The following is a 12,340-nucleotide window of genomic DNA, read 5'->3' as shown; positions in this document are numbered from 1 at the left end:
CATGCTGTCACAGCTGCTCAAGGCCGAAATGGCTGAACGTGAGGTGCGTTCCGTCGCCTATCACATGAAGGCAGCACGCTTCCCGGCATACAAGGATCTCTCTGGCTTCGACTTTGCCGCCAGCGAAATCCGTGAAGCCTTGGTCCGCCAGTTGCATCGCTGCGAGTTCATGGATGGGACCGAAAACGTGGTGCTGATCGGAGGCCCAGGAACTGGGAAATCGCATGTCGCCACCGCTCTTGGCATCCAAGCGATCGAACATCACCGTAAACGCGTCCGCTTCTTCTCGACGGTTGAGTTGGTCAATGCGCTGGAGCAGGAAAAGGCCCAAAACAAGGCGGGGAAGATCGCTGAGGCGCTGGTGAAAACCGACTTGGTGATCCTGGATGAGTTGGGATATCTGCCGTTCAGCGCTTCGGGAGGCGCGTTGTTGTTCCACCTTCTCAGTAAACTCTACGAGCGCACCAGCGTCGTCATCACCACGAACTTGAGCTTCAGCGAATGGGCCAGCGTGTTCGGCGATGCGAAAATGACCACCGCGCTACTCGACCGCCTTACCCACCGCTGCCACATCCTGGAGACCGGCAATGACAGCTATCGGTTCAAGGCCAGCTCGGAGACAGCGAAAAAGAAACGAAAGGAGACAGCAGCATTGACGCCATCATGACGCAAAGAACATAACAGCTGGGTGGGTCAAGTCTCGGTGACAATGCCGGGTCAGTTCTCAGCGACAATCAACAAAGTGGGGTCAAGTCATAAGCCACGGAACCTGTGGATATATTGCAATTAAGGGTACAAAAACGCTTCAGAACGCCGTGAATCCGCAATTTCTGATTAATTTGGGTACAGTGACAGCGTGTTGCGCGCCGTGCGCTCAGAGCTCTCGAGGACGATCTGCGCCTCGCCGCGTTCTAGCGCGCCATACCGAAGGTCCTCCGAAATGAAGTCGGGCGCACTCTTGTCATCGACAGGATCTTCGACCAGTCTCCGATAACTGTTTTCGAGACCGCCTAGAGTCAAAACCCAATCAAATCATTGAAGCTATGCCATTCGTTTGATTCTCTGCTCCCAGACATGATCGCCCGCGACAGCGTTCCGAAAGCCGCCGATATGGAACGGAAAACGCATCCATGACCTGCGCCTCCGGCACGGTGAATCCGAGGCGAGTCGGGGGCCGGAAAACCGGCCAGGGTCCTGCCCGCGCGGGGAGCGAAGTCCGGGAAATGAGGCTTGCCAATGGTTGGTTTTCTGTCGAAATGGGAGCAGTCCGCGCAGCGGAACGTAAAACATATCACGCGTCCGGCACTGAAAAGAACCCGTTTGGGCGATGCGGGCGGGTGCGCCAAAAGGGAGAGACAGAATGGATATTTCGTACAATTTCGGCGCGCGTGTTGTGCTGGTGACCGGGGCCGTTTCGGGGATTGGCCGCGCTGTCGCCACTGCGCTTGCCAGCGCCGGAGCGCGTGTGGGGCTTGCCGATTTGCGTCTGCTCCGAGTTCTGAGATTGCCTGACGAGCGACCTGCAAAGCGCTCTCCGACACTCTTGGGCGGCACAATCCATGTGTTTCATGCCCGGTTGGATGCCCTGTTTTACTTAGTCCGGGAAGCGGTCGACCGAGGTCCTGCGACAATCCGCAGATCCGCTCGATCACCCGACGATGTTGAGGTAAGACGCGGCTCAACTCCCGGACCGCTCGGTCGTTTTCTCGCAGTATGATGGCGGCAGCCAACAAGGGACGGGTCGTGCCGATACCGACCGCAGCAAGCGCCAGGAGCCTTTCGCGCTTGTTCCCGGAGGTGAGCGACCAAAGACGCCCGATCTTCAGCACCGACATGACTTGCAGGGCCAGACTGATCCGGCGCAACCGCGCGAGATCGGCCGTGGCCGCAGCCGTCTTCAAAACTTCGGCGCCGCGTAGAGCGCGGGCATGAAGTCTGCCTGATACATCTTTGGCTGGATGTCTGACGTCAGCGCCAATGGGACAGTTTAGGCTGAATTGATAAGAGAGGGTTTCTGGCACATCGTAACCACCAAGGAGTGGAGATGAGACAGAAACCCGGAACCAAGCAGAGCCACGGCGAGAAGGTCGTCAAGGACATCCGCCGTGCGACCATCTTCGAGATGAACGTGGAAAGCTACAGACGGCGGACGGCGATGGAGGCGAAACGGAAGAGAGGAAGGCCTGCCGCTTACGCGACAATCAAAAATACACCGCTGATTGACGCGGAGCGATAAACAGCTGCAGAAGAAATTCTTGCCAGCGACAATCACGGTGATATCGTCTCCGATGCCGCGACATAGAATCTCATCCTGTTTGTCGCCAGCGTCTCACCCAGATTGTCGCGCTATAGTTCCTGCGATCACTCATGTGGGAGAACAGGGTAATCGATGTATCCCTCGGCCCCGCCGCCATATGCGGTCGCGCCGTCAAGTGCGTTGAGGGGTGCGTTCTGCTGTAGCCGGGCCACCAGGTCCGGGTTGGCAATATAGGGACGACCAAAGGCGATTAGATCGGCGGCGTCACTGCGGCGCGCCGCAATTGCAAGGTCTCTGTCATAGCCATTGTTGGCGATGTAGATCCCGTTGAAATGCTGCCGCAAGATATTCAGATCAAATCCACCCTCGACGGCTCGTGCTCCGCCCGTCACACCTTCCACAACGTGGAGATAAGCCAGATCAATATCATTCAATTGATCGACAAGTGCGGTGAACACGGGTGCAGGATTGCTGTCCGTAAGGCCATTGGCAGTGCTGATTGGGGATATCCGAAGACCTGTGCGGCCATCATCGCAGATGGCCGCGACAGCTTTCGTGACCTCAAGTGTCAGCCGAATGCGGTTCTCGACCGATCCGCCATAGCCATCAGTACGCTGGTTGGCCCCGTCACGCATGAACTGATCGAGTAAGTATCCGTTCGCGGCGTGAATCTCGACGCCATCAAACCCTGCGGCAAGAGCGTTGCGCGTCGCTTGTGCGTAATCTGCGACAATCCCCGGTAACTCCTCCAGAGCCAGCGCCCGCGGTGTGAGTGCTGGTTTCTTTCCATCCGGAGTGAACGCATCCACTTCAGGGCGAACAGCGGAGGGAGCGACAGGCAATATCCCACCGGCCTGCACATCCGGGTGGGACACCCTGCCTACATGCCACAGCTGAGCAAAGATGCGGCCACCCTTGTCATGCACACCGGCCGTGACGGGGCGCCAGCTTTCAATTTGCTCGTCGGTCCAGATCCCGGGAGTAAAGGCGTACCCTGTGGCCTGCGGCGAAATGTTCACGCCTTCACTGATGATCAGGCCTGCCGATGCGCGTTGGGCGTAATATTCCTGCATCATTGGGGTGGCGATGTTTTCGGGGGACCGCGCGCGGGTTAGGGGGGCCATTACGACGCGGTTTGACAGCGTATAAGGTCCGACAACGACGGGGGAAAAGAGATCGGTTTCAGGGATGGTTGACATAGTAACTCCTCGTCTCCTGGCTGGCAGGAGAGTGAATTTGGGACAAAGGGGTGGGCCGGTTGCTTTGGGCGTGTCGGATGTGGCCAACGCCTGATCCGGTCGTTTTGGGGGCGAATTTGTGGCGGCGGCGCAGGGCTTAGGTTAAAGGCGCTGCGCCGCCAATCGAGCTTGCAATGCAGGGTTTCCGATCTACAGATTGGTCATCTGCATCCCTTGTTCCGTGTAACGGTCGCCAGCGGCAGCGCCGCGTGGGAACAAGGTGTCGAGGCGGGTGAGAATGTCCTCGGTTAGTGTGACATCGGCGGCCCCAATATTGTCTTCAAGATAGGTGCGCCGTTTGGTGCCCGGGATCGGAACAATATGATCGCCTTGGGCCAAGACCCATGCGAGCGCCAGTTGCGCAGGCGAGCATCCGGCGCTGTCGGCGATGGCACGGTATTGCTCCAGAAAGTTCAGATTCTGATCCAGATTTCCATCGGTAAAGCGCGGCTGGGTGTGCCGGAAATCATCATCAGCCAGGTCGCTTAGTGTGGTGACCTTGCCGGTCAGAAAGCCGCGCCCAAGCGGGCTGTAGGGTACAAAAGCCGTACCCAATTCGGCGCACGTGGCCAGCATCTCTGCCTCTGGGTCTCTCGACCACAGCGAATACTCTGTCTGAACCGCCGCAACCGGGTGCACCGCATTTGCCCGACGCAAAGTTTGTGCGGAGATTTCGCTTAACCCGATCCCCCTGATCTTACCTTCTTTGATAAGATCGGCCATCGCTCCGACCGTGTCCTCGATCGGGGTCACCCCATCAAGGCGATGCGCGTAATAGAGGTCGATCTGATCAATCCCCAGACGTTTCAGCGACGCCTCGACCGCCTGTTTCATGTAGGCCGGGCTGCTGTCGATGTGTCGTACGTCCGGATCGTCGGATCGGATGATTGCGAACTTGGTCGCCAGCGTGACGTTGTCCCGGTTTTGCCGGACGAAATCCGACAACAAGGTTTCATTCGCGCCGATGCCGTAGGTATCGGCGGTATCGTAGAACGTGACACCCAATTCAAGCGCACGGTCCAGCGTTTCATAGGATTGATCGCGGTTGGTCGGGCCGTAGAATTCGGACATGCCCATGCAGCCAAGCCCAATGGCTGATACGGATCCCAGTCCGCCACCCAGATTACGCGTTTTCATGTGTTTTCTCCTTGAATTAGGGTTGTGTGCAACGAGGATCAGCGGCCTGAAAAGCAGCAATCTCTTCGTCGTCGATAGACAGTGGCTCGCAGCCGTGCTCTTTCTCGCAAACAAAATCGTACTCAAAGCCAGCGGCGTGACAGCTCAGGCACTCACGCCCCTCAAAGTTGACCGCGTGGTCGCCCCGGCTGGTAATCGTCGTGCTCTCCGCCGTCACGTCGAGGGCAAGAAATTCCCAGCCATTGCTGTCCGGGTAGTCTGCGCTCGAGTGTTTGATCATCGCTTCAAACGGGACAAGCTGCATCACCGTGCCGACCGGGTATTCGATATCAGGCACGCGGTCGGTAAAAATACGGATGGCTTCCTTGAGCTTTTCCGGGTCGGAATGGAACAGGAAGGTGTTGCGCACTTTGGGGAAATCATAAATGCAGCCAAACATCTCCGAGGTGGCCTCAATCTCATTATTGGCTTGGGCTGAGATTTCGGCCTGGATTGGGAGAGCAACGAATGATGCGGCAAGCAAGGCCGCAGCGGTCACCAGTATGGCGTTAAATCGACTACATAGACTTAGTATTTTCATGTGTCTTTCCCTTGGATTAGAGTTGTACGAAGCGGATAGCCGTGTCGCGGGAAATGCACGGCAACCGTTCCCACCTGTGGCGTGTCCCGATGCAGAATGATGCGGGTGTCGTCGATATGGGCCAGCGTACCGTCGATGACTTCCGTGCCAAATTCATCGACCAGAACCTGTACCGGCGCGCCTATCGCGGGATGTGCAGCTCCCGTTTCTGGAAGGGGGGCGGGGGGCGCCGAAAGCGCGATGTTGATCGCTTCAGCAGGCGCCAATTCGGTTCGTGTGCCGTGACCGAACTCCGCAATGCGCGCCATCCATGCCGACAATGCCGGGAACAGCGATAGACCGCTGCCGCTGGCGGCTGTGTCAGCTTTGGCAAAAAACCAAACCACATGATAGAGTGCCAGATCAGTCAGCGCGGGCGTGTCCCCGGCAAAGAAATCGGCACCGCCCAGCAGGTTCTCAAGCCAACCAAGCCCTGTTGTAATTTGGCCGCGATGATAGCCGACATCCGCTTTCAGGCCGTCCAGATCAATCTTGTGATCCCAAAACGCCTCGCGGTCATGGATCAGGGCTGGGGGAACGGCATCAGCGCGCAGACCCATGCTGTAACGAACCACTTGCCAGAACAAAATGCGGTCCGCCCAATTGTCGAGCAACGGGGTTGCTGTGCCCACAGTGTTCGGGGCAAGGGCGCGCGCCGGAAACCGCTGGTCAAGCTCGGCGGCGATCAGGGCGGAATCACAGTAGATATCCGCCCCGATCTGAAGCACTGGGGCCCGCCTGTAGCCACCCGTCAAGGCCAGCAGATCAGCCTTTGGCGCAATAGGAGGCACGATGACCGATGACCATGACAGCCCCTTGAAGCCCATCAAAGTTCTGATTTTTTCGGAATAGGGAGAGGCTTCATAGTGGTGCAGGATCAGGTCGACCATCGTTTTTCTCCTACTTCAGCAGCCCGAGGATATCTTGCGCGGCGGCGGCGGATGAGGCGGGGTTCTGGCCGGTGACCAGTTTTCCGTCACGCAGCACGAAACTGGCCCAATCCGCCCCTTTTTCATACTGGCCACCATTGGCCTTCAGCATGTCTTCCACCAAGAACGGCACAACATCGGTAAGGCCGACGGCCTCTTCTTCGGTGTTGGTAAAACCCGTCACCCGGCGACCAGACACCAGCGGTTTGCCGTCCGCACCTTGGGTGTGGCGGAACACGGCTGGGGCGTGGCAAACTGCGCCGACAGGCAAATCGGCGGCGGCGAAGGCCTCGATCAGGCGTTTGCTGTCCGCGCTTTCGGCCAGATCCCACAAAGGGCCGTGGCCGCCCGGATAGAAGATGGCGTCGAACCCGTCTTCGGTTACATCCGAAAGCTTCAGCGTCGTCGCAAGATGCTTTTGCGTCTCTGGATCGTCTTTGAACCGACGGGTGTCGTTGGTCTGTGCGTCAGCGTTGTCGCTGGACGGATCAATCGGCGGCTGTCCCCCTTTGGGCGAGGCCAGTATAATATCTGCTCCGGCGTCCTTGAAGACGTAATAGGGGGCCGCAAACTCCTCCAGCCAGAAGCCAGTTTTCTTGCCTGTGTCCCCGAGTGTGTCGTGGGATGTCAGTACCATCAGAATTTTCATGTTATTTTCCTATTTTTTCTGGCCGACGCGGATCACGCGCTTGCCAAAGTTTTCGCCATTCAGCAGGCCAATGAAGGCTTCGAGCGCATTTTCCAAACCGTCGATGATCTCTTCGCGGTACTTGATTTGGCCGCTTTCGATCCACGCCCCCATGTCTTTGGCAAAATCCGGGTAGAGGTGGCCGAAGTCGTCAAAGATGATGAAGCCCTGCACCTTGATCTTCTTGCGCAGGATTTGACCCATAAGCCAATTCATCCGGTCCGGTCCTTTGGGCAAGTCAGTCGCATTATACTGAGAGATCAATCCGCAGACCGGCACCCGTGAGTTTGGATTCAACAGCGGGATGACCCCGTCGAGGACCTTGCCGCCGACATTTTCGAAATAGACATCAATGCCATCGGGACAGGCCTTTGCAAGCTGTTCGGCAAAGTCATCTGCCTTGTGATCGATACAGGCGTCAAAACCCAACTCATTGACCGCATGGGCGCATTTTTCTGGCCCGCCCGCGATGCCGACCACGCGGCAGCCAAGGATCTTGCCGATCTGGCCCACAGTGGCCCCGACCGGGCCGGTTGCGGCCGCCACGGCGATGGTTTCGCCCGGCTTTGGCGCGCCAATTTGCGTCAGACCCGCCCAAGCGGTAAATCCGGGCATACCCATGATACCGAGCGCCCAAGACGGGTGTGCAGGCGAGGTACCCAGATTGGTGGTCCGCGTGCCATCCGACAGCGCATAATCCTGCCAGCCATTGAAGCTGAGCACCCAGTCGCCCGGCGCAAAGCCATCAACCTTTGAGGTGACGACCTGAGCCACTGTGCCGCCCTCCATCACGCCATCAATTTCCACCGGCGCGGCGTAAGATGGCGCATCGCTCATGCGCCCCCGCATATAAGGGTCCAGCGACAGATATTCGGTGCGCAGAAGCATCTGCCCAGCACCGGGGGAGGGGACGTCCCCTTCGACCAAGCGAAGCGTGTCCTTGGTCGGTTCGCCTTTGGGGCGTTCCGCCAACACAAGCTGGCGGTTTACTGTTTCAGTCTGTGCCATGGTCATCATCTCCTACAAGGCTGTTTCAAGAATGCGGCGGGCATCTTCGGGGGTGATGGCATTTTGTTCGCCAAGGGCGGTCATGCCGTGATCCTTCAAGGCGGCGACGATAAGATCAATTTCAGGTGCAGCAATTGCGTAATCGCCGAGTCGGGTTTTGATACCCATCTGTTCAAAGAACCTGCGTGTTGCCTTGATCACGGCATCAATCCGCGCATCATCAGATCCCTCACGGATGTCCCAAACATTAGCAGCATATTGCAGCAGTTTCTCGCGTTTGGGGCCACGTTGGTCGCTCATCAGTGACGGCAACACGACAGCCAGTGTGCGGGCGTGGTCGGTGTCATTGAGCGCAGTAATCTCATGTCCGATCATATGGCTTGCCCAGTCCTGCGGGACACCTGCGCCGATCAGGCCATTCAGTGCCAGTGTTGCCGTCCACATCAGGTTGGCGCGAACGTCATAGTCCTCCGGCGTCTCAAGGGCTTTGGGCCCAAGCTCGATCAGGGTGCGTAGCAGGGTTTCGGCAAAACCGTCCTGAACGCGCGCGGCGGATGGATAGGTCAGATATTGTTCGATGATGTGAACAAACGCGTCGGCCACGCCGTTCGCGATTTGACGGGGCGGCAGCGTGTAAGTGACCTCGGGGTCCAGCACCGAGAAAACCGGGTAGCAATGTGGGCTACCAAACGGAAGCTTAGCGCCCTTCTCGGGATTGGTGATCACAGCGCCAGAGTTCATCTCCGAACCGGTGGCGGGCAAGGTCAACACGGTGCCAAAGGGCAGCGCTTGCGTGATGACCGACCCGCGAGATGTCAGGATGTCCCAGGCGTCGCCATCATATTTGGCCGCCGCCGCGATAAATTTGGTGGCGTCAATAACGGAGCCACCGCCGACAGCCAACAGGAAGGTGATCCCTTCTTGGCCAATCACGTCGACAGCCTTCAGCGCAGTGGCAAAGCGCGGATTGGGCTCAATACCGCCAAATTCGACCAAGGTCCGGCCCGCAAGTGCCGCACGCACCTGACCAAGGACGCCTGTTTTCTCCGCGCTGCCTCCACCATAAAGGATCAGCACCTTTGCGTCAGCCGGAACCTGATCCTTCAGGTCCGCGATACGACCCTTTCCAAACAGGATATGTGTCGGATTGCGAAAGTCAAAATTGTTCATGGGCTCAGTTTCCTTCAGTTTCAATGTGCAGGCGCACGTCAACGTTTCCGCGTGTGGCGTTGGAGTATGGGCAGACCTGGTGCGTCGCTTCGACAAGTCTTTCAGCATCCTCGCGGGTCATGCCCGGCAGATGTGCGGTAATGTCGAGATCAAGTCCGTATCCGCCCTCGGGGCGTTGGCCGATGCCCACCTCAACCGACGTTGATGCCACTTTGGCATCCAGTTTGAGTTGTTTTGCGGTCATTTCCATCGCGCTATCAAAACAGGCCGCATAGCCAAGCGCGAACAACTGCTCGGGGTTCACCCCCGCCTCGCGGCTGTCCGGGCGGACCATCTGGACTGAAAAGCTGCCGTCGTTGAGCGCGGCGGTGCCCGAGCGTCCTCCGGTTGCCGTTGCAGTGGTTGTGTAGAAGATTTTCATGAGCTTCCTTTCGCGAATAGACTGGTCGTCTATCGATGTGTCAAAATTTTTAGGGTTATGGTCCTGGAACGAGCACCTTTGTGGCATTCATAGCGGAATTGAGCGGGGCTTCACTGTGCGAGAGGCTCGCGACGAGGCTAGCTCCAAGCCACATGTGGTAGATCATTTCTGCCGTGGAGCGGGGGTCTTCAAGCGCGGCGATCGTGCCATCGTTCGTTCCCTGTTCAAGGGTCTCCGTCAGGCGCGCGACGATTTCGGACACACTTTTCTGCAAGATATTGCTCATGTTCTCCGAGAGGTCAGCAACCTCTGCGGACAGTTTGACGACCAAGCACCGGTCTTCGAGGTTGGGGCTGATCTGTTTTTTCCGCCACTCTTCGAAATAGGTCAGAAACCGAGACCGTGAATCCATGTCCGGATGCGCAAGCGACGCGTTCAGGCGTGTGCCATACTCCGTCATAAAATCATTCAACAGCGCACAGCCATAAGCTTCCTTGGAGGCGAAATAGTGATAGAACGACCCCTTCGGAACGCCGGCCTCTTTCAAGAGCGCACTCAGGCCGACACCTGTGTAGCCCTGCTTGGCTGTCAGGCGGCGTCCTGTGGCCAATATCTGTGAGCGGGTGTCGTTTTTCTGTTCCATGATCCCAGATATAGTCTCATTAGACCGGTCGTCTATGGGTGGCGTAGCTTTTTCTAATCACAGGGCTGTGAGCGGCGCTGTGAAACGGAGCGGGAAAGGCGCTAGCCGGCATGCACACCAGTTAGCAGCTTTGACATCCAGCCCAGAAAAACAAGCAATGCATACGCAAATCGATGCGGCACGCCCTTAGTTTGCGTTCAGCACTGCTTCCAGCAAACCAGGAAAGCGACGGTCAAGCGCATCTCTTCGCAGTGAAAGCAGGCGACCCCGCCCCTTGGGGATATTCCGGATCACACCTGCTTCGCGCAACACTTTGAACAGGTGCGACTTGGTGGATTTCGCCACTTCCGGATCCATTAAATTGCAGTTTGCCATTTCGACCGGGCCGTCGCGGAGCTGACGCACGATGTCCAACCGGCCCGGATCGCTGAGTGCGAACAAGACTTGCGTCAGTTGCAGCTCCTGTTCCTGCGGGTGCGCAAGATCGGGGCTGACAGTGTCGGGTAAGATACTCATGGTTCGAATATACTTGAACCTTCCGCAGGAAGAAACTAGAGAAAGGTTCGATAAACTTCGAACCCTTATGAAGGACTGCATTCCAAAATGACTACGATTGTGATGTCACCCAAGGCTAGAGAGCGCGCTGGTTTCGCAATCGTGCTTACTGGAAGCGCTCTGATGATGGCGAGCGCGAGCGCGCCGTCCCCCTTTTATCCGCTACTGCAGCAGCAACTTGGTTTTTCGTCTTTGGTCGTGTCGGAGATATTCGCAATTTACGCAATTGCCCTTCTTGCGACACTGTTAGTGGCCGGATCAATCTCGGATCATGTCGGGCGGCGCCCTATTCTGTCGATAGGGTTCGTGCTACTCGCTGTTTCCGCCGCCGGATTCGAGCTGTCAGGTTCTGTGCCTGCGTTGTTGTTGGCTCGTGTAGTACAGGGCGTAGCATGCGGCCTTCTTTTGTCTACGCTGTCGGCTGCGATTACGGATCTTGAACCCCCTGAATTCAAGGGCATCGCGGCGATCTGTAATTCAGTCATCCCCCTCGTCGGGCTGGCCCTGGGGGCCTTGGTATCCGGCTTCGCGATGGAGCACCTTACCGAGCCAAAATTTGATATATTCACTGGGATTGCAATGGCCAGCCTGGTGTTGGCGCTGGCCACATGGGGCTTGCCCGAAACATCGCCACGGCATGAAGGCTTGTTGCAGGCGCTGAAGCCTCGCGTTGGCCTCCCGATCGAAGTCAGGGGCACGTTCTGGCGTGGCGCTCCGGCGCTATTCGCGGGCTGGGCCACAGGGGGGCTGTATCTGTCGCTTGGCGCACTCATCATCTCACAGGTTTTTGGTATTCAAAATGTGATTGTCCAGGGCTTCGTGGTCGCATTCCTGGCCGGGGTTGGTGCGCTGGCTTGTTTCATTGCGCGCAACTACTCTGCTCGTGAGGTCACGTTGTTTGGCGCCGCAGCGCTATCAATGGGAACCTTTGCCACTTTGTTTGGCATTCATTACGAAAATCTAGTGCTCTACCTTATTGCGCTCGCCGTTGTGGGGGCGGGTTTCGGCACCTGCTTTTACGGTTTCATCCGCTCGATTATTCCACTGGTACCGGAGGATGTCAGAGGAGAAACTTTCGCTGCGCTATTCTGTATCAGTTACTTGGCATTCGGCTTGCCAGTGGTAATTGCCGGACTTTTGGTGCCGGTATTCGGGCTGAAAGTCGTTGTGATCTGTTACGGCAGTCTGATCGCCTCTCTGGCCTCTCTCGCAGGGCTGATGCGCAAATTTGGTCGAACCGACTAAGGACCCAATCTAGCCTCAACACATTGGCTGCATTACCGAATGCAGCGGGTGATTCAGGCTCTAGACGCGTTAAATGTCCCGGAAGCAAATAGACCGAATTTGACCGTCCCAGACATGGTGTCGCCGTCGCGCGCTCCCAAAAACTTCAACTTCATCGGCATCGGAAGCTCAATCTTTGTGGACCACGCAATGGCTGCTGCGCTAATTTCCAAATCTTGCATTGGACCTTTGCCATTTTTGCCAGCCATCTCTCCAACCGGAACACCACCGTCATTCCCCAATTTCAGTGTCGCATCAAATTCTCCCGTTGGCGCTTTGATAGTAATATTCCAGTATTCCATTAACGAGTTCCTTGCAGGTGTTGCAGAGAGTTGCGTATTATTGTCAAAATGATCTGCGTCTTTCCCAAGAATCTCAATCTCTTTTTCTA

15 protein-coding genes and 1 pseudogene are annotated in these 12,340 nt (G+C 57.0%); 4 read left to right on the top strand and 12 right to left on the bottom strand.

Annotation, left to right across the window (positions count from 1 at the left end; all coding sequences use genetic code 11):
- Positions 1-667, top strand: a 667-nt coding sequence (gene istB / locus NANH_RS0100980) for an IS21-like element helper ATPase IstB (RefSeq protein WP_027260364.1), incomplete at its 5' end; no start/stop codon positions are given.
- 167 nt (positions 668-834) lie between these two features.
- On the opposite strand, the pseudogene NANH_RS29180 reads toward istB, so the two are convergent.
- Positions 835-1,014 (bottom strand): annotated as a pseudogene (locus NANH_RS29180) (Fic family protein); the annotation flags it as partial.
- A gap of 313 nt (positions 1,015-1,327) precedes the next feature.
- Between NANH_RS29180 and NANH_RS29530 the strand changes: the two are divergent.
- Both NANH_RS29530 and NANH_RS28840 read left to right on the top strand, forming a co-directional pair.
- On the top strand, positions 1,328-1,717 hold the full coding sequence (locus NANH_RS29530) for an SDR family NAD(P)-dependent oxidoreductase (protein ID WP_322786772.1): 390 nt from the start codon (positions 1,328-1,330) through the stop codon (positions 1,715-1,717).
- A gap of 327 nt (positions 1,718-2,044) precedes the next feature.
- Positions 2,045-2,236, top strand: a complete 192-nt coding sequence (locus NANH_RS28840; protein ID WP_025054158.1) for a hypothetical protein — start codon at positions 2,045-2,047, stop codon at positions 2,234-2,236.
- 125 nt (positions 2,237-2,361) lie between these two features.
- Here the strand turns inward: NANH_RS28840 and NANH_RS0100965 are convergent, their stop codons facing one another.
- The 10 genes from NANH_RS0100965 to NANH_RS0100920 all read right to left on the bottom strand — a co-directional run bounded on the left by NANH_RS0100965 (position 2,362) and on the right by NANH_RS0100920 (position 10,626).
- Positions 2,362-3,456 (bottom strand): alkene reductase, encoded by a 1,095-nt coding sequence (locus NANH_RS0100965; RefSeq protein ID WP_027260362.1) that lies wholly within the window; start codon positions 3,454-3,456, stop codon positions 2,362-2,364.
- Between the two features lie 189 nt (positions 3,457-3,645).
- Entirely contained in the window at positions 3,646-4,632 is a 987-nt protein-coding gene (locus NANH_RS0100960) for an aldo/keto reductase (protein WP_027260361.1), read from the bottom strand.
- Between the two features lie 16 nt (positions 4,633-4,648).
- Positions 4,649-5,212 (bottom strand): hypothetical protein, encoded by a 564-nt coding sequence (locus NANH_RS27315; protein WP_051372183.1) that lies wholly within the window; start codon positions 5,210-5,212, stop codon positions 4,649-4,651.
- The gene (locus tag NANH_RS0100950) at positions 5,209-6,141 is read right to left on the bottom strand and encodes a glutathione S-transferase family protein (RefSeq protein WP_025054154.1); all 933 of its coding nucleotides are present in this window, start codon (positions 6,139-6,141) and stop codon (positions 5,209-5,211) included. The genes NANH_RS27315 and NANH_RS0100950 overlap by 4 nt, the downstream gene beginning before the upstream one ends.
- 10 nt (positions 6,142-6,151) lie before the next feature.
- On the bottom strand, positions 6,152-6,829 hold the full coding sequence (locus NANH_RS0100945; protein WP_027260360.1) for a type 1 glutamine amidotransferase domain-containing protein: 678 nt from the start codon (positions 6,827-6,829) through the stop codon (positions 6,152-6,154).
- A 9-nt stretch (positions 6,830-6,838) separates the two neighbouring features.
- Positions 6,839-7,876 carry an NADP-dependent oxidoreductase gene (locus tag NANH_RS0100940; protein WP_025054152.1) on the bottom strand — a complete coding sequence of 346 codons (1,038 nt, stop codon included), beginning with the start codon at positions 7,874-7,876 and terminating at the stop codon, positions 6,839-6,841.
- A gap of 12 nt (positions 7,877-7,888) precedes the next feature.
- Complete coding sequence (locus tag NANH_RS0100935; RefSeq protein WP_245601346.1) at positions 7,889-9,154, bottom strand: iron-containing alcohol dehydrogenase; 1,266 nt, start codon at positions 9,152-9,154, stop codon at positions 7,889-7,891.
- Positions 9,051-9,467, bottom strand: a complete 417-nt coding sequence (locus tag NANH_RS0100930; RefSeq protein ID WP_025054150.1) for an organic hydroperoxide resistance protein — start codon at positions 9,465-9,467, stop codon at positions 9,051-9,053. Before NANH_RS0100930 ends, NANH_RS0100935 begins: the two co-directional genes overlap by 104 nt.
- A 55-nt stretch (positions 9,468-9,522) precedes the next feature.
- Positions 9,523-10,110, bottom strand: coding sequence for a TetR/AcrR family transcriptional regulator (locus NANH_RS0100925; RefSeq protein WP_027260359.1), 588 nt, complete (start codon positions 10,108-10,110; stop codon positions 9,523-9,525).
- A gap of 186 nt (positions 10,111-10,296) precedes the next feature.
- Entirely contained in the window at positions 10,297-10,626 is a 330-nt protein-coding gene (locus NANH_RS0100920) for an ArsR/SmtB family transcription factor (protein WP_025054148.1), read from the bottom strand.
- An 87-nt stretch (positions 10,627-10,713) separates the two neighbouring features.
- Between NANH_RS0100920 and NANH_RS0100915 the strand changes: the two genes are divergently transcribed.
- On the top strand, positions 10,714-11,910 hold the full coding sequence (locus NANH_RS0100915; protein ID WP_027260358.1) for an MFS transporter: 1,197 nt from the start codon (positions 10,714-10,716) through the stop codon (positions 11,908-11,910).
- Positions 11,911-11,963: 53 nt separating this feature from the next.
- Here the strand turns inward: NANH_RS0100915 and NANH_RS0100910 are convergent, their stop codons facing one another.
- Positions 11,964-12,251, bottom strand: a complete 288-nt coding sequence (locus NANH_RS0100910; RefSeq protein ID WP_025054146.1) for a hypothetical protein — start codon at positions 12,249-12,251, stop codon at positions 11,964-11,966.
- Between the last annotated feature and the right edge of the window lie 89 nt (positions 12,252-12,340).

The organism is Sedimentitalea nanhaiensis DSM 24252 (assembly GCF_000473225.1).
Lineage (GTDB): Bacteria > Pseudomonadota > Alphaproteobacteria > Rhodobacterales > Rhodobacteraceae > Sedimentitalea > Sedimentitalea nanhaiensis.
This window is presented reverse-complemented; position numbering and strand designations above follow the sequence as displayed.

Bases quoted from the DNA above. Each gene is read 5' to 3' on its own strand.
- NANH_RS0100950 (WP_025054154.1), bottom strand. From the start codon at position 6,141: ATGGTCGACCTGATCCTGCACCACTATGAAGCCTCTCCCTATTCCGAA.
- NANH_RS0100945 (WP_027260360.1), bottom strand. From the start codon at position 6,829: ATGAAAATTCTGATGGTACTGACATCCCACGACACACTCGGGGACACA.
- NANH_RS0100965 (WP_027260362.1), bottom strand. From the start codon at position 3,456: ATGTCAACCATCCCTGAAACCGATCTCTTTTCCCCCGTCGTTGTCGGA.
- NANH_RS29530 (WP_322786772.1), top strand. From the start codon at position 1,328: ATGCGGGCGGGTGCGCCAAAAGGGAGAGACAGAATGGATATTTCGTAC.
- NANH_RS0100935 (WP_245601346.1), bottom strand. From the start codon at position 9,154: ATGCTGAAAGACTTGTCGAAGCGACGCACCAGGTCTGCCCATACTCCA.
- NANH_RS0100920 (WP_025054148.1), bottom strand. From the start codon at position 10,626: ATGAGTATCTTACCCGACACTGTCAGCCCCGATCTTGCGCACCCGCAG.
- NANH_RS0100930 (WP_025054150.1), bottom strand. From the start codon at position 9,467: ATGAAAATCTTCTACACAACCACTGCAACGGCAACCGGAGGACGCTCG.
- NANH_RS0100925 (WP_027260359.1), bottom strand. From the start codon at position 10,110: ATGGAACAGAAAAACGACACCCGCTCACAGATATTGGCCACAGGACGC.
- NANH_RS0100910 (WP_025054146.1), bottom strand. From the start codon at position 12,251: ATGGAATACTGGAATATTACTATCAAAGCGCCAACGGGAGAATTTGAT.
- NANH_RS27315 (WP_051372183.1), bottom strand. From the start codon at position 5,212: ATGAAAATACTAAGTCTATGTAGTCGATTTAACGCCATACTGGTGACC.
- NANH_RS28840 (WP_025054158.1), top strand. From the start codon at position 2,045: ATGAGACAGAAACCCGGAACCAAGCAGAGCCACGGCGAGAAGGTCGTC.
- NANH_RS0100915 (WP_027260358.1), top strand. From the start codon at position 10,714: ATGACTACGATTGTGATGTCACCCAAGGCTAGAGAGCGCGCTGGTTTC.
- NANH_RS0100960 (WP_027260361.1), bottom strand. From the start codon at position 4,632: ATGAAAACGCGTAATCTGGGTGGCGGACTGGGATCCGTATCAGCCATT.
- NANH_RS0100940 (WP_025054152.1), bottom strand. From the start codon at position 7,876: ATGGCACAGACTGAAACAGTAAACCGCCAGCTTGTGTTGGCGGAACGC.